Genomic DNA, 20,276 nt, shown 5'->3' on the forward strand with positions numbered 1-20,276 from the left:
ATCGGCAATATGTTTTGTCAAACCTCGTTCATGCGATACAAGCTGTTGTAACCGCACGCGGACGCTGGCGGCGAACTTTTAGTACGCATCGAAGGGCAAATCAGTATGGACACCACACGGTATGACGTTGTGATTGTTGGCGGCGGCGCGGCGGGACTCAGCGCGGCCACGACGCTGGGCCGGGCGCTGCGCTCGGTGCTGGTCATCGATTCCGGAACTCCCCGCAATGCACCAGCGGCGGGTGTACACGGTTATCTCTCCAGGGACGGTATGAAGCCCGGGGAACTCCTGTCCGTCGGACGCAGTGAAGTGCTCTCCTATGGAGGAACGGTCATTGACGGCGAAGCCGTTTCTGCGCGGCGAACCCCCGATGGGTTCGAGGTGATCCTCGGAGATGCCCGCCGGTTCTCCGGCAGACGCCTCCTCGTCACCACCGGCTTGACAGACGAACTGCCTCCCATCGACGGGCTGCGGGAGCAATGGGGAAAGGGCGTTGTGCACTGTCCCTACTGCCATGGCTGGGAAATCCGCGGGCAACGGATTGGAGTGCTGGGCACAGGCCCGCTGTCCGTCCATCAAGCACTGTTGTTCAGGCAGTGGTCCCGGGATATCACCCTCTTCCTCAACGACACCGTGGAACCCACCGACGAGGAGTGGGACAAGCTCGCCGCACGGTCCGTAACGGTCGTTGACGGCGCCGTGGCTTCTGTTGACGCTGTCGATGGCATCCTCACGGGGCTCACGCTCCGCCAGGGTCCCTCGTTCGACCTACAGGCCCTGGCAGTCGGAACACGGATGGAGGCCAGATCCGCGCTTCTGGAATCACTCGGGCTAAATTCCCAGGTGCACCCGTCGGGGGCCGGACGGTTCATCGAGGCCGGCGATATGGGTGGTGCGACGACCGCCCGCGGCGTGTATGCGGCGGGCAATGTCTCCAACTTAACGGCCCAGGTGATCACCGCGGCGGCCGAGGGTGTCATGACCGGCGCAAGGATCAACGCCGACCTCATCGAAGAGGAAACCCGACGGGCCGTTGAGGGGCACTTCGGCCCCTTCTCCGCCGCCTCGGAAGCAGCCGTCTCTAAGACCGTGCTCGGTCACCGACGCCATGGCCTTGATGATGGACCGAAAGCCACCGACATGGGCCCTGCGGCCACAGTAGAAAGGTAATCAGCATGGATCACCAGCCCCACCCGACGCGGCACCACGACCACCAGCACCACCAGCGACCTGGCAGTCATGACCAGCACCCCGTCCTCGACCTCGACGCCGAAGTGTTCGGCGACCACCTCGCAGCCGTCCTGGGCTTGACCGGGGTGCCAACTGCGCGCAGCGTCGTTGACCTCGGCGCCGGCACCGGCGCAGGTAGCCGGCTACTGCGCGAGAGGTACCCCGACGCCACGGTGACGTGCATCGACAACGACCCGCAGATGCTCGAGCTGCTTCGCAAGCAGGGCTTCGCCGTGATCGAGGCCGACCTCGACGACGGCTTCCCTACGCTTGCCGGCTCCTCCATGACGGCGGATGCAGTGACCGAAGCGCTGGTTGACCTGGTGTGGGCATCGTCCTCACTCCACCACGTCACCCACCCCGCCCAGCTCCTCTCGGGAGTCCGCCAGGCACTGTCGCCGGGCGGGGTCCTGGTCGTCGTCGAGCTCGCCGCTCTGCCCCGCTTCCTCAGCGATCCGCGCGGAGCGCTGCTGGAGCAGCGCTGCCACGCCGCTGCGGCAGCCGAGGGGTGGAACCACCACCCGAACTGGACGCCGGTCATCGAGGCCGCCGGGTTCAGCGTCACCCAGTCCGAAGTGACAACCATCGCACCCGTGACCCCGGCCGCACGGGAGTACGCCAAGCAGTGGTTCGCGCGCTTCTCACACCTGGCAGCCCTGACCGCGGACGACCGCGACGCCGTGGCAAACCTGCTGGAGCGATTCCCGGACGACATCGAGCTGGAACCATGCACCACCCGGACCATCTGGGTGGCCACCCCCGACCAGACCCAGGAGCAGCCCTGAGCCAGCACGGCCCAAGGCAGACCCCGCACAAAGAGTCCGACTACGACGATGTCGGAGGTAGATAGCCGGGACCGCTCCTGGCGTTGCCTATGTGAGGTATCGGTAGACCGTGGCGCGGGAGACTCCGAGTATCTTGCCGATGTCGGATGCGCTGATGCCTTTGTCTTTGGGTTCTTTGGCCCTGGCAGCGGCAGCATCGTCTACTTTGCGGGGTCTTCCGCCGTGGCGGTTGTTGGCTGCGGCCGCGGCGAGTCCTGCCCTGGTGCGTTCGATCATCGTGTCGCGCTCGTGTCCAATCCTTCAATGAGCGAGCGAAAGCCCGCTCCCTGTTCCCGGATGTTCTCGATGATGTCCAAGACATGCCGGGTGTTGCGTCCCAGACGGTCGAGCTTCCACACGGTGAGAACGTCACCAGCCTCTAGCCGATCCAAGGCCTTGGAGAGCTGAGGGCGTTCTATCGTGGACCCGCTGATGCCGCTATCGGCAAATACCCGGGCTGCGCCGGCGGCCCGGAGCAGCTCGAGGTTCTGTTCGGTGGTGGAAACCGCTCACGGGTCTTAGAAACCAACAGTTTTTCGAGACACGGACGTCGTGTCGTGGAGGATCGAAGGAATCGGAGTCGTGCCGGGCCGCCCCGTGTCTTGGAAAGGTGTCTCACTGTGAATCGTCTCAGGTGAGTGCTGGCTGAGGGTTTCTGAGGCACAATGGCCGGGTGAGCCATCTCGGGTATACGCGTGTGAGTACGTCGGGCCAGGACGCGAGGTTGCAGCTCGATGCACTTGTCGACGCCGGGGTGCAGAAACGCGACGTGTTCGCCGACGTCACCTCCGGAAGCAAGACCGCTATTGAGCGGCCCGGGACGAAAAAGCTCCTCGCGTATGTGGAGCCGGGCGACACCGTCGTCGTGTGGCGGGTGGACAGGCTCGGCCGATCCTTGATCGATGTCTTGAACACGGTGAACCTGCTGCGGGAACGCGGTGTGCACCTGAGGTCCATCTCGGACGGAATTGACCCCACAACAACGTCGGGCCGCCTGATGCTGAACATGCTTGCGACTTTGGCTGAATACGAGCGGGAGCTGATCGTCGAACGGGTCAACGCGGGCATCGCCGCGGCCAGACAGGGCGGAACCCGCTTCGGCCGGCCTCGCTCGGATCCGGTTGTGACCGCGGAAAAGCTCGCGATCGCCCAAGACGCCCGCTCGAAGGGACGCACCGCTGAGGACGCGGCCCGGCTCGTCGGCTGGAGCCGCGCCACGCTCTACCGCCACCGGCAGGCGGCCGAGGAACACCGGTCATGAAGCATCGGCTGTCGGCCGAAGACCGCGCGGCACTGCTCCGGCAGCACCTCGACGCCGGTGTTCCCCTCGCCAGGATCTCCGGCCAGGCCGGCATCCCCCTCCGCACGCTGCAACGGTGGACGGCAGGATTCCGCGCCGGCGCTCGGTCCAGGCCCTGGGCCGCCGGCCACGCTCGGACCGCGGGAGCCATTCGCTCCCGCCCGAAATCGTCGGCGCGATCGAAGGCCTCGCGCTCCGCCGCCCGGCGCCGACCATAGCGTTCATCCACCGACGGATCGGTGCCGTCGCGCTCGACCGCGGCATTCCCGCCCCCGGCTACACGACCGTCCGGGCGGTCGTTGCCGCCATCGATCCCGGACTGCGCACAATCGCGCTCGAAGGCGACGCCGCCTACCGCGACCGGTTCGAGCTGGTCTACCGGCGTACCGCCAGCCGCGCGAACGAGCAGTGGCAGTGCGACCACACCGAGCTGGACATCGAGATCGTCGACGCCGCCGGCACCCGCGCACGCCCGTGGCTGACCGTCGTACTCGATGACTACTCCCGCTTTGTCGCCGGCTACACCGTCTTCACCGGTGCGCCGACCGCGCTCCAGACGGCACTGGCCCTTCACCAGGCCGTGCAGCGCAAGAAGCATCCGGCCTGGCCGCTCATGGGTCTTCCCGATCTCCTCTACAGCGATCACGGCGCGGATTTCACCAGCACCCACCTTGAACGGGTCTGCCTTGACACGCACATCCGACTCATCCATTCCCTCCCCGGTGTGCCGCAGGGCCGCGGGAAGATTGAGCGGTTCTACCCCCCCCACCATCACCGACGGGCTCCTGCCGCATCTTCCCGGTTTCATCCCGCACGGCACCCGCGGGACCCCGGTGACGGCACCGACGATGACCCTCGAGCAGCTCGACACAGCCCTGGAGCGGTTCATCGTTGACGAATACAACCAACGAACGCACTCCGAAACCGGAGAGGTCCCCGCCGCACGCTGGCAGGCCGGGGGCTGGGTCCCCAGAATGCCCGCCCGGCCCGAGGACCTTGACTTCCTGCTCCTGACCGTCGCACACCAGCGCATCGTCCACCGCGACGGCATCCACTTCAACGGCCTGCGTTACCTGGACCTCACACTTTCCGCCTTCGTCGGCGAGACCGTCACCATCCGCTACGACCCCCGGGACATGGCCGAGATCCGCGTCTGGCACCAGGACACGTTCCTCTGCCGTGCCATCGCCCCCGAACTCGCCGCCGGTTCTTTCACCTTCAAGCAGCTCAAGGCCGCCAGATCAGCACGCCGGAATGAACTGAAGAAGCAGCTGCGCACCAGACTCAGCCTCGCCCGATGCCCTCCCCGCCGACGACCGCTACGCGCCGCCGGCACCCGCCGAACCTGCCGAAACCGGCGGGCAACCCGCGGATCCGAAGCAGCACCGGCTCCGCACCTACGCCGAAGACTGACCACAAGGATCGGAACGCCCATGCCCGCCACGAACGAGAATGACGACGGACGCCGCTTCCTCTTCAACGACCTCGGCGAGATTTCCCTGGCCCCGCCACCGGTGCCGCCCGACACACCGGCACTTCTCGTCACCAAGGAGCACCGGCGCTTCACCGAATTCGCCACCGCGGTGCGCACCAACCGCCACATCGGCGTCTGCTACGGCCCGCCCGGCGTCGGCAAAACCCTCTCCGCACGCGCCTACGCCGGCGCGACCGAATGGGAACAATGGCAACGGCCCGGCGAAACCAACACCGAGCCCATACCTGCCCGCGTGCTCGAGGCCAGAACCGCATTCTGGACCCCCACCGTTACCATCAGCCCCCGACAGATCGACCGCGAACTACCCCGAACCTGCCAGAAGATCTCCTGGGCAGTCGAATACGCCCACAACGGCAACATCGACGTCTTCGAGCACCGCGACTCGCGGGCATCCGGCCAGACCGAACTCCTCATCATCGACGAGCCCGACCGGCTCAAACCTCCAGCGCTCGAGCAGGTCAGGGACTACTTCGACCGCCACACCATGGGCGTCGTCCTTATCGGCATGCCCGGCATCGAAAAACGCCTCGCCCGCTACCCCCAGCTCTACAGCCGCATCGGCTTCGCCCACCACTACCGGACCCTCAGCACCGACGAACTCACCTTCGTCCTGACAAACCGCTGGCAGGAACTCGGCCTGACCATCGACCCCCACGACTTCACCGACCCCGAAGCCATCGCTGCCGTCGCCCGCATCACCAACGGCAACTTCCGGCTCATCCAACGCCTCTTCACCCAAATCACGCGCATCCGCGACATCAACCAGCTCAACAGCATCACAAAAGAAGTCGTCGAAGCAGCCCGCGAAACCCTGCTCATCGGCAGCTGACCGCGCCACATAACGCCGCCAAATACACGCCAAATACCGCGGAGAATTACAGGACGGTGTTCTGCTCGACATTGCAACGTCGGAGGTCAGCGGCTCGGATTCCCGTAGGGGGGACCGTTATATGGCACGTTCCCCGCCGGGGGTGTCGTCGGCGATGCGGGCGATGTCCGATGCGAGGTCCGTGAATGCGGTGCGGAGTTCTGGTGGTTCGAGGACGGTGAGGTGGGCGCCGATGAGTAGCAGCCATCTGGCCATTGCCTGGTAGCTGTCGGCGCCGGCGTTCACAATGCACGTGTCAGCAGTCTCCTCGGTGACGGTTCCCCAGGCCGGTTTGACCCAGGCGTCGACCTTGGCGCACGGAGCGTGCACTCGGACGGTCCCGGTGACCTGCCGCCATCCGGCCGCCAATTGCGCCGTCACGTACTCGTGCAGGTCCTCGGCTGGCGGTTTCCGCGGGTAGCTGGGCTTGTTCGTGATCTGCGCTTCGCTGAGGCGGTCGACGCGGAAGGTGCGCCAGCCGGCGGCCTCTAGACTGTAGGCGAGGAGGTACCAGTGGCCCATCGTGTGCACGAGGTGTAACGGTTCGAGCTGCCGGTTTCCGGTCTCGCCCGAGTAGCGGCGGTACCGGCACAGGAGCTGTCGGCGGTCGCGGCAGGCGCGCGCGAGGAGCACGAGCGTGGTGATGTTGACCGGTTCAGCCGGTGCGCCGATTGCTGTCCCCAGGTCGAGGCTGCTGGTGTGGGCCGAGAGCGCCTCGACGACGGGCTGCAAACGGGGTGGCATGACCCGGTGCAGTTTGTCGAACGCGCTCAGGGCGCCCTCGGCGGTGCCGGTGGCGGTGTTGGCCACCATGTCCTGGAGTGAGACCATGACGGCGACGGCTTCGTCGGTGTCGAACATGAGGGGCGGGAGTGACGCTCCGGCCTCGAGTTGATAGCCGCCCCCAGCACCCAGCACGGTCGTGACGGGGTAGCCGAGCTCCCGCAATCGGCCGATGTCCCGCCGCACGGTGCGTGGCGTCACCTCGAGCTCTTCGGCGAGTTGCTCGGCGTTCCAGTCGCGCCGTCGCTGCAAGAGCGCCAGTAGTCGTAGCATCCGTCCGGGCGTATCCCACATGGATCCATCATCCCCGAATAGCAGGACAGAAGCTGTCCGCCTTGCCTGCGAGAGTGTTCTCATGAACATCGCACACGACAGCACCATCACCCCCTTCCTCGTCGACATCCCGCAAGCAGACGTCGACGATCTGGCATCCCGCCTTCGCGCGACCCGGTTGCCCGCCCCGCTGCCCGGAGACGGCTGGGACACGGGCATCCCCAGCGGCTACCTCCATGAACTCGTCAGCGCCTGGACCGAGGATTTCGATTGGCGGACCTTCGAAGCGCGCGTGAACGAGGTCCCGCAGTTCACGACGGTCATCGACGGCCAGCGGATCCACTTCGCCCACGTTCGTTCTGCCGTGCCGGATGCGACGCCGGTGATCCTCACCCATGGCTGGCCCGGGTCGTTCCTCGAGTTCCTGCACCTCATCGGCCCGCTCACCGACCCGGAGTCCCACGGCGGCGACAGGGCAGATGCCGCGCATCTGATCATCCCCTCGCTGCCCGGCTTCGGCTTCTCCACTCCGCTCCAATGCGCCGGTTGGACCACCGCGCACATCGCTGCGGCATGGGTCCAGCTGATGGACCGCATCGGCTACGGGCGCTTCGCGGTGCAGGGCGGCGACCTGGGCGCCTCCATCTCCCCGGAGGTCGCCCGCGTGGCACCCGAGCGGGTGATCGGCGTGAACGTCAACGGAGCACTTGGCTTCCCAAGCGACATCGGCGAGGATGCCCGGGTCGCGATGAGCCCGCTCGACCAGGACCGGATTGCGCGCGTCGGTAGGTTCATGAACGAGGAGTTTGGCTACATTGCCATCCAGTCCACCCGGCCTGGCCTCGTCGGCGTCGCCCTTGCCGACTCGCCTGTTGCTCAGTTGGCCTGGATGCTCGACAAGTTCCGCGCCTGGACCTGGCCACTCGAGATGCTGCCTGATGAGATCCTCGGACGCGAGTGGATCCTGGCGAACGCCTCGCTGTACTGGTTCACCGCCAGTGGCGGCTCGTCCGCTTACGTCGGCTACGCCCAAAGCTCCTGGGGCGCCGCGCCAGTAAACTCGGGGGTGCCGACCGCGGCGATCCAGTTCGCGCACGACGTCGGCATCCGCTCACAATCGAGCCAGGCGAACACGATTGTCCGCTGGAGCGACATCGAAGACCGCGGCGGCCACTTCGCCGCCCTCGAAGAGCCGGAACTTCTCATCGACGACCTCCGCAGTTTCCTGCGCGAACTGAAGCAGTGACGCACGGGCTCTCTACCCCTGCAACCCAACTAACCGCTCGGGCGTCCCGCAAGCGGTTCCTCAACGGAACCGCAAAACCGCCATTTCAAGCTGCGATTTAACAGCCGAACGTAGTTAACAGTCACAAGCCGAAATCCGCACCGATGCGCCCGAATCGTGAATTTCCGTACCGATCCCCCTCAGACCCCGACGCTGGACGCAAAAAAGCCCGCACCGTGACGGTGCGGGCTTTCCTGCAAAAAGACCTTGGGGAAGAAAGTTACTTCTTGCCGCCGAAGCCCTTGAAGCGAGCGTTGAAGCGCTCGACGCGGCCTGCAGAGTCCATGATGCGCTGCTTGCCCGTGTAGAACGGGTGGGACTCGGACGAGATTTCGACGTCGATGACCGGGTAGGTGTTTCCGTCTTCCCACTCGATGGTCTTCTTGGAAGACACGGTGGACTTGGTCAGGAACTTGACGCCGGAAGCCAGGTCGTTGAAAACAACAGCTTCGTACTTCGGGTGGGTATCAGACTTCATAATGGGACCTTTGTTCGCACAACTGGATTTTGCCAGCTGCCAGGTATGAATGGGATGGCGGTTCGGTGCCCGGGGGCACGTCACAGCCAGCTACCTATTCTAGCGGATTTCCGCAGCGCGGACGACCACCCTGGCGAGGCCGCGGCCGGACCGTCAGTCCCGGGGCCGCAGTTCCCAGAAGGCGACGGCCGACGCCGCCGCGACGTTGAGCGAGTCGACGCCCGCGCGCATCGGAATCTTCACGGCGAGGTCGACGGCGGCGAGGGTGCCTTCGCTCATCCCGGCGCCTTCCGTGCCGAGCACCAGGGCCAGCCGTTCCGGCTGGCGGGCGGCGAGTTCGTCGAGGCCGACGGCGTCCCCGGTGAGCTCCAGGGCCGCCACCGTGAAGCCATGCCGGCGGAGCACCGCCAGGTCCCCGGGCCAGTCCTGGAGCCGCGCCCACGGCACCTGGAACACGGTGCCCATGCTGACCCGGACACTGCGCCGGTACAACGGGTCCCCGCAGCGCGGCGAGACGAGGACGGCGTCCACGCCCAGCGCCGCCGCGGAGCGGAAGATCGCGCCGACGTTGGTGTGGTCCACGATGTCCTCCAGCACGGCCACCCGCCGGGCGCCGGCGAGGAGGTCCGGCAGCGGGACGGGGGCCGGGCGGTGCATGGCGGCCATCGCGCCGCGGTGCAGGTGGAAGCCGGTGATTTCCTCGAGGAGGGCCGCGGAGCCGATGTAGGCCGGCACGTCCGGGTACTGCGCGAAGATGTCGGCCAGGTCCTCCCGCCACTTTTCGGCCAGGAAGAAGGACCGGGGCCGGTGGCCGGCTGCGAGGGCGCGGCGCAGCACCCGGGAGGACTCGGCGATGTACAGGCCTTCCGCGGGTTCCCTGATCTTGCGCAGGTGCACATCCGTCAGCAGCGTGTAGTCGGAGACCCGCGGATCGTCGGCGGAGTCGAGGTAGTGGAAGGTCATGGGCAGGTCATTTCGGCACGTTATTTCAGCAGGCTATTTGGGCAGGTCATTTGAAGAGGTTGGCGATCATGAAGCCCAGGGCCACAATGCCCAGCGTGAAGATGACCCCGCGCAGGACCACCGGTGAGAGCCGGCGGCCGACCTTGGAACCGATTATCCCGCCGATCAGGGAGCTGACGGCGATCAGCCCCACCACCGCCCAGTTGATCCGGCCGAAGGCGAAGAGCAGGTAGGAGGCAGCGGCCACGATATTCACGCCGAGCACCAGGATGTTCTTCATGGCGTTCGCGTTCTGGATGGTCCCGGCCATGAAGACACCCAGGATGCCGACCAGCAGGATCCCCTGGGCCGCGACGAAGTACCCGCCATAGACGCCGGCCAGGTAGACGAGCACCACGAGCAGGATGCCGTGACTGCGGTCGCGGATGGCGTGCTCGGGGTTCTGCTCCCGGTTCCGGACCCATTGCTGGAGCCGCGGCTGGAAGACCACCATCAGCAGGGCCACGACGATCAGCACGGGAGCGGCGTAGCCGAAGACCTTCTCGGGCAGGTGCAACAGCAGGTAGGCGCCGGTGATGCCGCCCAGCAGCGAGGCGGGCAGCAGCCGGAGCAGCGCTTTGCCGCGTCCCGCGAGTTCCTTGCGGTAGCCCCAGGCCCCGGCGGCGTTGCCGGCCACGAGGCCCATGGCGTTGCTGATGGAGGCAGTGACTGGCGCGTAGCCGAGCGCGATCAGCACCGGGAAGGTAACGAGCGTGCCGGAACCCACCACGGAGTTGATGGTGCCCGCCCACAGCCCGGCGAAGAAAATGAAGACGCCGTTGAGGTACTCCACGCGCTCAGCGGCCCGTCAGCGGCGGGCGGTGGCGGTGTACCGCCCGGCGGCCTCGCTGACGTCCAGCGGCAGGCCGAAGGTTTCGCTCAGGTTTTTGGCGCTGAGGACCTCGGCGATGGGGCCGGAGGCCACCACGCCGCCGTCGCGCATCAGCAGGGCATGCGTGAAGCCGGGCGGGACCTCTTCAAGGTGGTGGGTGACCAGGACGATCGCCGGGGCGGAATCGTCCAGGGCGAGTTCGCTGAGCCGGTGGACGAGGTCCTCACGTCCGCCCAGGTCCAGCCCGGCGCCCGGCTCGTCGAGCAGCAGCAGTTCCGGGTCCGTCATGAGGGCGCGGGCGATCTGGACGCGCTTGCGCTCGCCTTCGGACAGCGACGCGAATGGCCGGTTGAGCAGCGGGCCCATCCCCCATTCGTTGAGGAGGCCGAAGGCGCGGCGTTCGTCGTCCTTCTCATAGCCCTCCCGCCAGCGGCCGGTGACGCCATAGGCTGCCGTCACGACGACGTTGAGGACCTTTTCCTGCTCCGGGATCTGGTTGGCCAAGGCAGCCGAGGACAGGCCGATCCGGGGCCGGAGTTCGAAGACGTCGACGGCACCGAGGACTTCCTCCAGGATGCCGGCCATGCCGCTCGTGGGGTGGAGCCGGGCCGCCGCGATCTGCAGCAGAGTGGTCTTGCCGGCGCCGTTGGGGCCCAGGATCACCCAACGCTCACCCTCTTTGACCTGCCAGTCCACCTTGTCCAGGAGGGTCTTTGCCCCACGCACAACGCTGACTGCGGCCATTTCCAAAACATCACTCATAGGAGTAGACACTAGGACAAAAGAGCGGACGACTGATAACCGGACCGCCGGCCCGGCAGTCCGGCGTCGTCCGCGGGTTCCGCGTCCGCCCCCGGGCAGGCGCAGCAGCGCCGCCGGAGCGTCACGCAGCCGGCCCCGAAGCGCAACGAATTCGGGCCGCCCGTGCCCGCTCGCTAGGATTGCAGCCATGAGTTCGCACGTGACCGCGGTCAGCTATGGCCTGAAACTTTCCCTTCCCGAGGTGCAGCGCGTGCGCGCGCTGCTCGCTGCAGCGGGGCTCGCCTGCGACGCGGAAACACGCACCGGCGACGGCCGCTTCGAGGTGTATACCGCGGACTGCGCCCTGGAGCCCGGCACCGGATCATCCGACACCGCGCCCACCGGCGCTGCGCTGGCCGGGCTCCGCCGGGCCGTGGCGGACAGCGGGGTCGACGGCGTCGACGTCGCGCTCGTTCCTGCCGCCCTGCGGAACGCGCCGCGGAAATTCCTGATCATGGACGTCGACTCGACCCTGATCCAGCAGGAGGTCATCGAACTGCTGGCGGCCCACGCCGGCAAGCGCGAGGAAGTGGCGGCGGTGACCGAGGCGGCCATGCGCGGCGAACTGGACTTCGCCCAGAGCCTCCACGCCCGGGTGGCGGTGCTCGCCGGGCTGCCGGCCGGCGTCGTCGATTCCGTCCGTGCCGAGGTGAAACTTACTGACGGCGCGGCGGAGCTCGTCGCGGCGTTCCGGGCGGCCGGCCATGCCGTGGCCGTCGTGTCCGGCGGCTTCAACCAGATCCTCCGCCCGATCGCCGAGGGGCTCGGGCTGCACTACTGGATCGCCAACGAGCTCGAGATCGTCGACGGCGCGCTGACCGGCAAGGTGCTCGGCGACGTCGTCGACCGTGCGGCGAAGGAGAAGTACCTGCGCGAGTGGGCCGCCGCGGAAGGCATTCCGATGGAGCACACCATCGCCGTGGGCGACGGCGCCAATGACCTGGACATGCTGGGCGCCGCCGGAATCGGCATTGCCTTCAACGCCAAGCCCGCGGTCCGCGCCGCGGCCGACGCCGCCGTGAACCTTCCCTACCTCGACACCGTGCGGCACATCGCCGGGGTGTAACCGCGCTTCCTGAACGTTTGGATACTGCAAAGGCCGGGGCAACCGCCCCGGCCTTTGCCTGTTCTGCTGACCTGGTCAGCTCAACTTATTCGGCGCTCTTGCCGAAGTAGTCGCCGCCGCCGACGTATTCGGTGTGGCCGGTCCCGACGTCGGCCGTCACCATTTTGGCGACCTCCGCTCCGAACTCGGACACCGAGTAAAGCCGGCCGGCTTCGGCGCGGCGGGCCTCGATGGCACCGGGGTTGGAGCGGTCCAGCAGGGTCGCCGTGACCGTTCCCTCGATCATGTCGCCGGAGACCACAACGAGCGAGATGCCCTTCCCGGCGAGGTCCGGCACGAGCCCGCGGAGGGCGTCCTCGCCGGCGCGTTTGCTGCGGGCCACCGGCTCGTACTCCGGCATCGTGGGCACCGTGTTGATGAAGTGGGCCTGGTGGCTGGTCACGAAGACCACGCGGGAGCCTTCGGGCATGAGCGGGACGGCGGCGTTGAGCATGTTGACCTGGGCGTCGCGGTTGAGCTTCAGCGCGTAGCCCTCTTCCATGCCCGATTCCATGCCGCCGGAGGCGTTGAGGACCAGGACGTCGAGCGAGCCGAAGTTCTCCATGGCGGCGCTGGCCAGTGCCTGCACGCCCTCCTGGGTGGTGAGGTCGGCGCCGACAGCGACGGCGCGGCCGCCGTTGGCTTCGATTTCCGCGACCACTTTGTTGGCCCGCGGCGCCTTCTGGCGGTAGTTCACGACGACGGCCGCACCCTCGGCGGCGAGGAATTTGGCGACTTCCGCGCCGATTCCCCGCGATGAACCGGTCACGATCGCGGTCTTGTTGTCCAGCAGTCCCATTCGAGCTCCTTTGTTCCAAACATCCAAATACTGCGGGTCTGCAGTCCATCATGCCAGCGGGCGGAGACTTTTCAGTTGTTCGGGATCCACAAAAAAGCAGTGTCCGAGGAGGACCGGTACGGTAATTCACGCTAAGCGGTCATGCGGCGTCGTCTGCGCGTTTGATGGCACGGCAGACGGTTGAGCGCGCTACCGCGAAGAGTTCGGCAAGTTCCGCCGTCGTGTGCGTCGCTGCCCGGTGAACGGAGACCAGGTGCGCCTCCTGTGCCTTGGAAAGCTTGGGCTGCTTCCCCCGGAGGCGGCCCTTCGCTTCGCTGAGTCCCGGCCGGACCCGGTTGGCGCCGGTGAGGCCATGGTCTGTGAAGGTCTTCTCCGGCGTCAGCCGATCTGTTCGGCCAGGGCGACGATGATGCCCGCGGGGCCGCGGAGGTAGCAGAGCCGGAAGATGGTCTCGTACTGCGCCACCTCGCCGAGGAGTTCGGCGCCGTGGGGACGCAGGCGGGCGATGGTGTCATCGATGTCGTCGACGGCGAACATGACGCGATGCAGACCCAGCGTGTTGGGCGGCGGGTTCTCCGGCTTGGCGCCGGATGCCGCGGGGGTGTGGTACTTGGTCAGCTCCAACTTGCTGTGGCCGTCCGGGGTCCGCATCATCGCGATGTCGCTCCGGACGCCGTCGAGTCCGACGGTGCGGTCCGCCCAAAGGCCTTCGATCGGCCCCCTGCCTTCCAGCTCCATGCCGAGCTCGGTGAAGAACGCGACAGCGGCGTCCAGGTCGTCGACGACGATGGCGACGTTGTCCATCCGCTGAACTGCCATGTCTCCGACCATATAGCACGCCGCGGTCTTCTGTCGCTGCTATTTGGCGGCCCGGTGTCCCGCGAGGGGATCGGCCAATGGGGACGAGTCAGGTCCGAATGGTCGGGGCCTCCGGCGCTGGTGAGGACCGCCGTAAGCACGTCCGCTTGCCGCGGTGTCCTCACCCAAGTCACCGGCTGGCAGTAGTGGAATTCGCCAGCTCAGGTGTCGCACTACACCCGCCGGGAAACCGCCCGCTCAGCGTTCCCCAAACAGACCCCAGGCCGCCGGAGTGGGCCTGTTTTGACCGCCACCTCTGGCTTTTCACCGTTGCCGGATCATGTGGTCCAGGTTTTGCTGGTCGTACAGTTCCTCGTTCAAGTGGCTGCGGCCGCATCGGGTCACGCCGTAAGTCCTGGCTCAAAACGTATGCGCGCCCTCTGAAATCGCAACGTCAAGCATCTCGTAGGCGTCATTTGTTGATGAGTCATCGGGGCGCGCAAGCGGTCGAGGTGGATGAGGTCACGGACCTGGTCGGCCTCGTCGGCGGTGGGGGCTCCATGGTGCGAGTACAAACTGTCGAGCTATGGAGGTGGCGGGGGCGGGTCTGCAGACCCCTCGGCGCGCCATGCGGTGCGCCACTCCGCAGCATCCCAGCCATCCATGATGTAGATCCGCTCGTGCGCAACCCGGTCGCCCCTGAACTCCATCAGACTGACGGTGTACATCCATGGCGCGCCGTCGTAGCTGATCAGGTTCTCCACAACGACCAGGTCGGCACGATGAGTGATTCGCCGAGTGTGGAACTTGAGCCTCGCCGGGTACTGCCGTCGCCATTCGCGGAAGTTCTCCACGCCTTCGAACCGTTCGCCAGACTGAGGGAACTCAAGCACCGCGTCGTCGTGGTAGATCTCGTGGGCGACGTCCTCGTCCTTGCCTGAGTACTCCCAGTGACGCCGCAGAGCCTGCAGGAGGTCCGTCTCGTCGAGCATCACTCACCTCCTCGGGCCGGAACTAATGGTAACTTCAGGCTCCTTGCATGACAATGGGTGGGATCGAACTCCAAGCGACAACGTTCCTCGGGCGTAGTCCGCGATCACAGCTCGAGCCCATCGGCCGGCCGGCTACGTCCGCTCATGCCGCCTTCGGAGCGTCCGAAGGACCGGACTTTTGAATCGTCCCTGTCGCTGAACTGCCTACGGCGCAGCCAGTCGCAGGTCCGGCGTGCCCCAGCGCGGCTGTCCTCGAACAAAGCCCGCGAGTACGAGCAGCGGTGTTGCTATCATCGCGAAAGTGAAGACTTCTTCCCTGCCCCTCACCCGTGATCCCCGCGCCGCACTGGTGATTGTCGACGCCCAACAGGGCTTCGATGACGCCGCCTACTGGGGTCCGCGCGATAACCCCTCCTGTGAGGCGAACATCGCGGCCCTCCTGGCCCGCTGGCGAGAAACCGGCCGCCCCGTCATTTTCGTCCGCCATGACTCCACCTCCTCCTCCTCGCCCCTGCACGCGGACAACCCCGGCAACGCGTTCAAGGACATCATCACCGGCAGCCCGGATCTACTGGTGCGCAAGAACGTCAACTCCAGCTTCCACGGCACTCCCGACCTGCACGCCTGGCTGCAGGAGAACGGCATCGAGGAACTGGTCGTCTGTGGGATCACCACCAACCACTGCTGCGAGACCACGGCCCGAGTCGGGGGCAACCTCGGCTACCGGGTGTATTTCCCCCTGGATGCCACCCACACCTTTGACCGCACCGCTCCGGACGGTGAGAACGTTGCCGCAGCTGCCCTGTCCCGGATGACCGGGGTGAATCTACATGGGGAGTTCGCCACGGTCGTGACCACCGCCGGTCTGCTCGAACAGGTACCGCAGCTCGCAGCCACCGCCCGGTAGCCGGAGCGGGCGGGACTGCCCGTTCAACATTTCCAAGTGACTCCGCCGCTGGCCGCCGCTCAACGGCCGGTGCGCATCCGATCACGTGCGCAATCCACAACGGCGGACAAGTCGAGCCCGTAGGTCGGCCCTTCGCCGGAACCGTACTCCTCGAGCCGGGCCGCACCGCGCTCGAAGAGCCGGAGCGCGCCAACGCTGTTCCCCCGGGCGGCGTGGGTGAGCCCGACGCAGATCTGGGCGAGACCTTGCCACAGGTTGCGTTCTTCGGCCGGCCCGGCTTTCCAGCGGGCCTCGAGTACCTCATGGGCGGCGAAGGGCCGGCCGGCTTCCACCAGGCTCCGGGCCGAGACCAAGGTCTGCGCCGGCGGCAGCGGCTCCTCGGAGACCGGCTCGACGCCGGCGCTTCCGTACGGCAGCGGCCGTCCAAGAGCGTCACGTGGCCGGGCCTGCCGCGGGCGCCTTGAAGCATCCCGGTCCCTGTCACCGGTCATTGAAGTTTCCGCCCAGAGCGTCCCCGAACCTTACTAACCTTCATACGCCCAATAGTAAGACCCGGCCCTTGGAACATCCGTTCCGCCGCAAAGGATGCCGTCCCGCTGATCGTCCCGCTTATGGGCTGCCCGGCGGAGAGCGGATAGGTCTCCTCATCGGTCTTGAGTCCCCTGACATCGGCGGCCATGCTTCGCTTGCCGCGATCCGCCGCCGGTGTCAGGAGTTAGTGAGACGCAGGCGGGGGCGGCGGGCCGCCGCGTGTCAGCCGTGATCGATCCTGATCTTTTTGGCGGTCGCGTCCGGCGCCGTCCTGGGAGCCGGGGCCCGGACCTCCAGGACCCCGTCCTTATAGGTGGCCGTGACGTCCTCTTCCTTTGCCCCTGCCGGCAGCGCGATGCTGCGCGAGAAGGAGCCGTAGCGGAACTCGGAGCGGTAGCCTGACTTGCTCTTGTGCTCGGATTTCTCCTGGCGTTCCGCTTTGATGTGCAGCATGCCTTCGCTGACGGAGACGTCGACGTCCTGGTCGGGATCGATCCCGGGCACCTCGGCCCGGACCACCAGCGTGCTGCCGTCCAGGAACTGTTCCACCTTCATTGACGGCATCATCGGCAGCTCGCCCTCGAGGAAGCGACGGATCGGCTCCAGCACTTCCGAGGGAGAAAACTTGCTGAGGTCAGCCATGATAATCCTCCTGATTCCATGCCCCTGCCCTTGCGCAGTCCGGGGCTGTAACTCCAGTACACGCTCCCCCGGTCGGAAGCGCAAAGGGCAAATGGGCCCTGGGTCAGTGGCCCATCCCGAGGCCGCCGTCGACCGGGATGACCGCGCCCGAGATGTAGGCGGCTTCGTCGCTGGCGATCCAACGGACGACGCCGGCGACCTCGGAGGCCTCGGCGAAGCGGCCGGCGGGGACCTTGGAGAGGTAGTCCTTCTGGGTTGCCTCGGGCAGCTCCGCCGTCATGTCCGTGTTGATGAAGCCCGGCGCCACGACGTTCGCGGTGATGCCGCGCCCTCCCAGTTCGCGGGTCAGCGAACGGGCGATCCCGACCAGGCCTGCCTTGGAGGCGGAGTAGTTGATCTGGCCCGGGGCGCCGTAGAGGCCCGAGACGGACGAAATCAGCACCACCCGGCCCTTGCGTGCCCGGATCATCCCCTTGGAGGCCCGCTTGATGACGCGGAAGGCGCCCGTGAGGTTGGTGTCGATGACCGAGGTGAAGTCCTCCTCGCTCATACGCATCAGCAGGGTGTCCTTGGTGATCCCGGCGTTGGCGACCAGCACCTCCACGGGGCCATGGGCGGCTTCGACTTCGGCGAAGGCGGCGTCCACGGAGGATTCGTCGGTGACGTCGGCCTTGACCCCGAGGATGCCCTCGGGCAGGTTGGCTTCGCTGCGGTAGGTGACCGCCACCTTGTCCCCGTTTGCGAGGAAGGATTCGGCGATGGCCAGGCCGATGCCGCGGTTTCCGCCGGTGATCAGGACGCTGCGGCCGGTGGTCAATGCTTCAGACATGTGGTGCTCCGGGATTCTGCGGCGGATCGGGGCCGCGCTGGGGGCTGGATTTTCCTGCCTCCGATCTTAGCGCCCGGCACGCGTCCGTTTGGGCGGCTCCGCCTATGGTGAGAGAATTGGAGCAAGCCTTGGGAGGGTGATCTGACAGCCTTGACACTCAAAAACCGACCCGATGGGTCTGCGCCCGGGACCCCGGAACCGCTATCCGGCGACGCCGAGGTGCACAGCATTACCGATGCCGCCGCCGCGCACTCGGAAGAGATGCGCGGGCGGATGATCAAGTATGCCGTGGCGATGGGCATCCGCATGGTGTGCCTCATCCTGGTGTTTGTGGTTGATGGCTGGTTCAAGGTCCTTCCCGTCCTGGGTGCCGTCTTCCTCCCCTGGGTCGCCGTGGTGATTGCCAACGGCAGCGACAAGGCGGAGATCCACAGCGATGCGCTGCTGGATTACGTCCCGATGGGCGAACTGGACGCCCCGGACGCCGGGGCCGGCACCGCTACAGGCGCTGCTTCCGGCGCTGCTTCCGGCACGGCGAGGGGCGCCGAGGAAGACGCCTCGATGACGCTGCTGCAGGGCGAGCTGATCGAGGATGACGACGGACCTATTGAGGACAACGGCGAACAGGGACGGGCCGCTTCATGAATCTTTTTGACCTCGCCGGAAACGGCGGCGGCACCGTCGAGCCCGCCGGTGCCGTGTGCTCACGGAAGGCCTGCCGGGCCGGGGCACAGTGGCAGCTGCTGTGGAATAACCCGAAGATCCACACCCCGGAGCGCCGCAAGATCTGGCTCGCCTGCGGCGGGCACCGGGCCTGGCTCGAAGACTACCTGCAGACCCGCGGGCTCTGGAAGGAAACGCTCGCCCTCGACGCCGCGGTGCCGGACGGGGTCAGCTGAATGTACCGTTTTCTTTTCTCCAGTAAGTGGCTGGGGTACCTGCTGCTCGCCGCGATCTTCGCCGCTGCCTGCGTGGGGCTGGGCCGCTGGCAGATGGACCGCCGCGCCGAGACTCTCGCCGGAATCAACCGTGTCCTGAGCAACTACTCGGCCGCCCCGGTCACGTTCGCCCAGGCCCGGGACGAGTTCATCCGCCTCGACGCCGAGCGCGAATGGACCCAGGTTGAACTCCGGGGCAGCTACGACACCGCCGGCCAGCGGGTCGTCCGCAACCGGCCGCTCAACGGCCAGCCCGGCTACGAGGTGGTGGTCCCCCTCAAGCTGGACAACGGCGAGACGGTCGTGATCGACCGCGGCTGGCTGCCGATCGGCAACGACAACCCCGGCCATCCCGACTCGGTCCCGGCTCCGCCGCAGGGCCAGGTGACCGTCATTGCCCGCCTCAAACCCGCCGAACCCGAGCTCCAGCGCGGGGCCCCGGACGGCCAGCTGGCCTCGATCGACCTGGCCGCCTATTCCGCCCAGCTGGGCTACCCCCTGCTGGCCGGCGCTTACGGCCAGCTGGCCTCCGAGAGCCCCTCCGTGGCTGCGATGCCCGTCGCGTTCCCCAAGCCTTCGACCGAGGAGGGCACGCACCTGTCCTACTCGCTGCAGTGGTTTGCGTTCGGCGTGCTGATGTTCGTCGGCTTCGGCTACGCCGCCCGGCAGCAGGCCCGCAACGCGGCCATCGACGCCGAGGACGAGGCAGCGCAGGATGGGGACGGCGGCTACCTTCACTCCAGCGGCCCGGCCGATGTTCTTAACCGTCGGCGCCCCGTTCCCCGGAAACGGAAGAACGCCACGGCGGAGGAAGAGGAAGACGCGATCCTGGACGCCCAGGGCTACTGAAGGAGGCCGCGTGTACCCTGAGCCGGTAGCGAATGTGAAGAGGGCGCTCACCGCGGCAGGCGCCGAGGACACGGTGACGGTATTTGACGCAGCGGTCCCGACGGCGGCCGCCGCGGCCGCCACGCTCGGTTGTGACATCGCGGCGATCACGAACAGCCTCGTCTTCGAGCTCGCGGGCGCTCCCCTGCTCATCCTTGCCAGCGGCGCCGCCAGGGTCGACGTCGGCAAGGTCGCGGCAGGGCTGGGCGAAGGAGCGATCCGCCGCGCCAGCGCCGAGTTCGTCCTGGCGCACACCGGCCAGCGCGTCGGCGGAGTGGCGCCCGTTGGCCACCCCGAGAAGATCCGCACGCTCCTGGACAGCTCCCTGCGCCAGCATCCCATCCTCTGGGCCGGAGCCGGCGACCACAACTCGATGTTCTCCATCAGCTACGAGGAGCTGCAGCGCATCACGGACGCCGAAGAGATGACTGTCCGGTAACCCGCCCGTTAACCCAAGTAGCTCGCAGTTGTTGCCGTTCTGAGCGCTCAAAACGGCAACAACTGCGAGCTACTTGGGTGCGGGCTGCGCCTTACGCCAGCGTGATCAGGTCCAGGTAGTCCTCGTTCCAGAGGTCCTCGACGCCGTCGGGCAGCAGCACGACCCGCTCCGGGTTCAGCGCCTCGACGGCACCTTCATCGTGGCTGACCAGGACGACGGCGCCGGTGTAGTTGCTCA

Annotated in this window: 25 protein-coding genes and 1 pseudogene; 12 read left to right on the top strand and 14 right to left on the bottom strand. The window is 66.8% G+C overall.

Annotated features, from left to right (window positions below):
• Positions 1-105 precede the first annotated feature (105 nt).
• Together J9611_RS12470 and J9611_RS12475 are read left to right on the top strand one after the other, a co-directional pair.
• Positions 106-1,170, top strand: coding sequence for an NAD(P)/FAD-dependent oxidoreductase (locus J9611_RS12470; protein WP_211880605.1), 1,065 nt, complete (start codon positions 106-108; stop codon positions 1,168-1,170).
• Positions 1,171-1,175: 5 nt separating this feature from the next.
• On the top strand, positions 1,176-2,015 hold the full coding sequence (locus J9611_RS12475) for a class I SAM-dependent methyltransferase (RefSeq protein WP_211880607.1): 840 nt from the start codon (positions 1,176-1,178) through the stop codon (positions 2,013-2,015).
• 87 nt (positions 2,016-2,102) lie between these two features.
• On the opposite strand, the gene J9611_RS21890 is transcribed toward J9611_RS12475, so the two are convergent.
• Positions 2,103-2,291 carry a helix-turn-helix domain-containing protein gene (locus J9611_RS21890; RefSeq protein WP_246527750.1) on the bottom strand — a complete coding sequence of 63 codons (189 nt, stop codon included), beginning with the start codon at positions 2,289-2,291 and terminating at the stop codon, positions 2,103-2,105.
• Positions 2,288-2,533 carry a recombinase family protein gene (locus J9611_RS21895; protein ID WP_246527754.1) on the bottom strand — a complete coding sequence of 82 codons (246 nt, stop codon included), beginning with the start codon at positions 2,531-2,533 and terminating at the stop codon, positions 2,288-2,290. The genes J9611_RS21890 and J9611_RS21895 overlap by 4 nt, the downstream gene beginning before the upstream one ends.
• 194 nt (positions 2,534-2,727) lie before the next feature.
• On the opposite strand from J9611_RS21895, the gene J9611_RS12485 reads away from it, so the two are divergent.
• From J9611_RS12485 to J9611_RS22520, 3 genes are all read left to right on the top strand, one after another.
• Positions 2,728-3,315, top strand: a complete 588-nt coding sequence (locus J9611_RS12485) for a recombinase family protein (RefSeq protein WP_211880608.1) — start codon at positions 2,728-2,730, stop codon at positions 3,313-3,315.
• A gap of 115 nt (positions 3,316-3,430) precedes the next feature.
• Positions 3,431-4,249, top strand: coding sequence for a TnsB C-terminal domain-containing protein (locus J9611_RS22515; RefSeq protein ID WP_307857090.1), 819 nt, complete (start codon positions 3,431-3,433; stop codon positions 4,247-4,249).
• Positions 4,203-5,678: a Mu transposase C-terminal domain-containing protein gene (locus J9611_RS22520; RefSeq protein ID WP_307857091.1), complete on the top strand. Its 1,476-nt coding sequence runs from the start codon at positions 4,203-4,205 to the stop codon at positions 5,676-5,678. The genes J9611_RS22515 and J9611_RS22520 overlap by 47 nt, the downstream gene beginning before the upstream one ends.
• A gap of 117 nt (positions 5,679-5,795) precedes the next feature.
• Here the strand turns inward: J9611_RS22520 and J9611_RS12500 are convergent, their stop codons facing one another.
• Positions 5,796-6,794 (bottom strand): helix-turn-helix transcriptional regulator, encoded by a 999-nt coding sequence (locus tag J9611_RS12500; RefSeq protein WP_211880610.1) that lies wholly within the window; start codon positions 6,792-6,794, stop codon positions 5,796-5,798.
• A gap of 61 nt (positions 6,795-6,855) precedes the next feature.
• Between J9611_RS12500 and J9611_RS12505 the strand changes: the two genes are divergently transcribed.
• Positions 6,856-8,019 carry an epoxide hydrolase family protein gene (locus tag J9611_RS12505; RefSeq protein ID WP_211880612.1) on the top strand — a complete coding sequence of 388 codons (1,164 nt, stop codon included), beginning with the start codon at positions 6,856-6,858 and terminating at the stop codon, positions 8,017-8,019.
• 259 nt (positions 8,020-8,278) lie between these two features.
• On the opposite strand, the gene J9611_RS12510 is transcribed toward J9611_RS12505, so the two are convergent.
• The 4 genes from J9611_RS12510 to J9611_RS12525 form a co-directional block, all read right to left on the bottom strand.
• Complete coding sequence (locus J9611_RS12510) at positions 8,279-8,536, bottom strand: type B 50S ribosomal protein L31 (RefSeq protein WP_024365679.1); 258 nt, start codon at positions 8,534-8,536, stop codon at positions 8,279-8,281.
• 153 nt (positions 8,537-8,689) lie between these two features.
• Positions 8,690-9,499, bottom strand: coding sequence for a TrmH family RNA methyltransferase (locus J9611_RS12515; protein WP_211880613.1), 810 nt, complete (start codon positions 9,497-9,499; stop codon positions 8,690-8,692).
• A 46-nt stretch (positions 9,500-9,545) separates the two neighbouring features.
• Positions 9,546-10,331 carry a sulfite exporter TauE/SafE family protein gene (locus tag J9611_RS12520; protein WP_211880614.1) on the bottom strand — a complete coding sequence of 262 codons (786 nt, stop codon included), beginning with the start codon at positions 10,329-10,331 and terminating at the stop codon, positions 9,546-9,548.
• A gap of 15 nt (positions 10,332-10,346) precedes the next feature.
• Positions 10,347-11,132: an ABC transporter ATP-binding protein gene (locus tag J9611_RS12525; protein ID WP_211880615.1), complete on the bottom strand. Its 786-nt coding sequence runs from the start codon at positions 11,130-11,132 to the stop codon at positions 10,347-10,349.
• A gap of 187 nt (positions 11,133-11,319) precedes the next feature.
• On the opposite strand from J9611_RS12525, the gene serB reads away from it, so the two are divergent.
• Positions 11,320-12,237: a phosphoserine phosphatase SerB gene (gene serB / locus J9611_RS12530; RefSeq protein WP_211880616.1), complete on the top strand. Its 918-nt coding sequence runs from the start codon at positions 11,320-11,322 to the stop codon at positions 12,235-12,237.
• Positions 12,238-12,322: 85 nt separating this feature from the next.
• Here the strand turns inward: serB and J9611_RS12535 are convergent, their stop codons facing one another.
• The 4 genes and pseudogenes from J9611_RS12535 to J9611_RS12545 form a co-directional block, all read right to left on the bottom strand.
• Positions 12,323-13,075: an SDR family oxidoreductase gene (locus J9611_RS12535; protein WP_211880618.1), complete on the bottom strand. Its 753-nt coding sequence runs from the start codon at positions 13,073-13,075 to the stop codon at positions 12,323-12,325.
• A gap of 139 nt (positions 13,076-13,214) precedes the next feature.
• Positions 13,215-13,409: pseudogene (locus tag J9611_RS21915) on the bottom strand (recombinase family protein); the annotation flags it as partial.
• A 44-nt stretch (positions 13,410-13,453) separates the two neighbouring features.
• On the bottom strand, positions 13,454-13,894 hold the full coding sequence (locus J9611_RS12540; protein ID WP_211880620.1) for a VOC family protein: 441 nt from the start codon (positions 13,892-13,894) through the stop codon (positions 13,454-13,456).
• Between the two features lie 563 nt (positions 13,895-14,457).
• Positions 14,458-14,865, bottom strand: a complete 408-nt coding sequence (locus J9611_RS12545; protein WP_211880622.1) for a nuclear transport factor 2 family protein — start codon at positions 14,863-14,865, stop codon at positions 14,458-14,460.
• A 301-nt stretch (positions 14,866-15,166) separates the two neighbouring features.
• Between J9611_RS12545 and J9611_RS12550 the strand changes: the two genes are divergently transcribed.
• On the top strand, positions 15,167-15,772 hold the full coding sequence (locus J9611_RS12550; RefSeq protein ID WP_211880624.1) for a cysteine hydrolase family protein: 606 nt from the start codon (positions 15,167-15,169) through the stop codon (positions 15,770-15,772).
• A 59-nt stretch (positions 15,773-15,831) separates the two neighbouring features.
• Here the strand turns inward: J9611_RS12550 and J9611_RS12555 are convergent, their stop codons facing one another.
• The 3 genes from J9611_RS12555 to J9611_RS12565 all read right to left on the bottom strand — a co-directional run bounded on the left by J9611_RS12555 (position 15,832) and on the right by J9611_RS12565 (position 17,774).
• Complete coding sequence (locus J9611_RS12555; RefSeq protein ID WP_211880626.1) at positions 15,832-16,263, bottom strand: DUF309 domain-containing protein; 432 nt, start codon at positions 16,261-16,263, stop codon at positions 15,832-15,834.
• A 262-nt stretch (positions 16,264-16,525) separates the two neighbouring features.
• Positions 16,526-16,945 (bottom strand): Hsp20/alpha crystallin family protein, encoded by a 420-nt coding sequence (locus J9611_RS12560; RefSeq protein WP_211880628.1) that lies wholly within the window; start codon positions 16,943-16,945, stop codon positions 16,526-16,528.
• Between the two features lie 103 nt (positions 16,946-17,048).
• On the bottom strand, positions 17,049-17,774 hold the full coding sequence (locus tag J9611_RS12565) for a beta-ketoacyl-ACP reductase (RefSeq protein ID WP_211880630.1): 726 nt from the start codon (positions 17,772-17,774) through the stop codon (positions 17,049-17,051).
• Positions 17,775-17,924: 150 nt separating this feature from the next.
• Here J9611_RS12565 and J9611_RS12570 point away from each other — a divergent pair, with 150 nt between their 5' ends.
• Genes J9611_RS12570 through J9611_RS12585 form a run of 4 tightly spaced genes read left to right on the top strand, consistent with a single transcriptional unit; the run spans position 17,925 to position 20,039 of the window.
• Complete coding sequence (locus J9611_RS12570) at positions 17,925-18,419, top strand: DUF3099 domain-containing protein (RefSeq protein WP_211880632.1); 495 nt, start codon at positions 17,925-17,927, stop codon at positions 18,417-18,419.
• Positions 18,416-18,673: a hypothetical protein gene (locus J9611_RS12575; RefSeq protein WP_211880634.1), complete on the top strand. Its 258-nt coding sequence runs from the start codon at positions 18,416-18,418 to the stop codon at positions 18,671-18,673. The genes J9611_RS12570 and J9611_RS12575 overlap by 4 nt, the downstream gene beginning before the upstream one ends.
• Complete coding sequence (locus J9611_RS12580; protein WP_211880636.1) at positions 18,674-19,561, top strand: SURF1 family cytochrome oxidase biogenesis protein; 888 nt, start codon at positions 18,674-18,676, stop codon at positions 19,559-19,561.
• Between the two features lie 10 nt (positions 19,562-19,571).
• Positions 19,572-20,039: a YbaK/EbsC family protein gene (locus J9611_RS12585; RefSeq protein ID WP_307857092.1), complete on the top strand. Its 468-nt coding sequence runs from the start codon at positions 19,572-19,574 to the stop codon at positions 20,037-20,039.
• The last annotated feature ends 237 nt before the right edge of the window (positions 20,040-20,276 follow it).

The organism is Pseudarthrobacter albicanus (genome assembly GCF_018224015.1).
Classification (GTDB): Bacteria; Actinomycetota; Actinomycetes; order Actinomycetales; family Micrococcaceae; genus Arthrobacter; species Arthrobacter albicanus.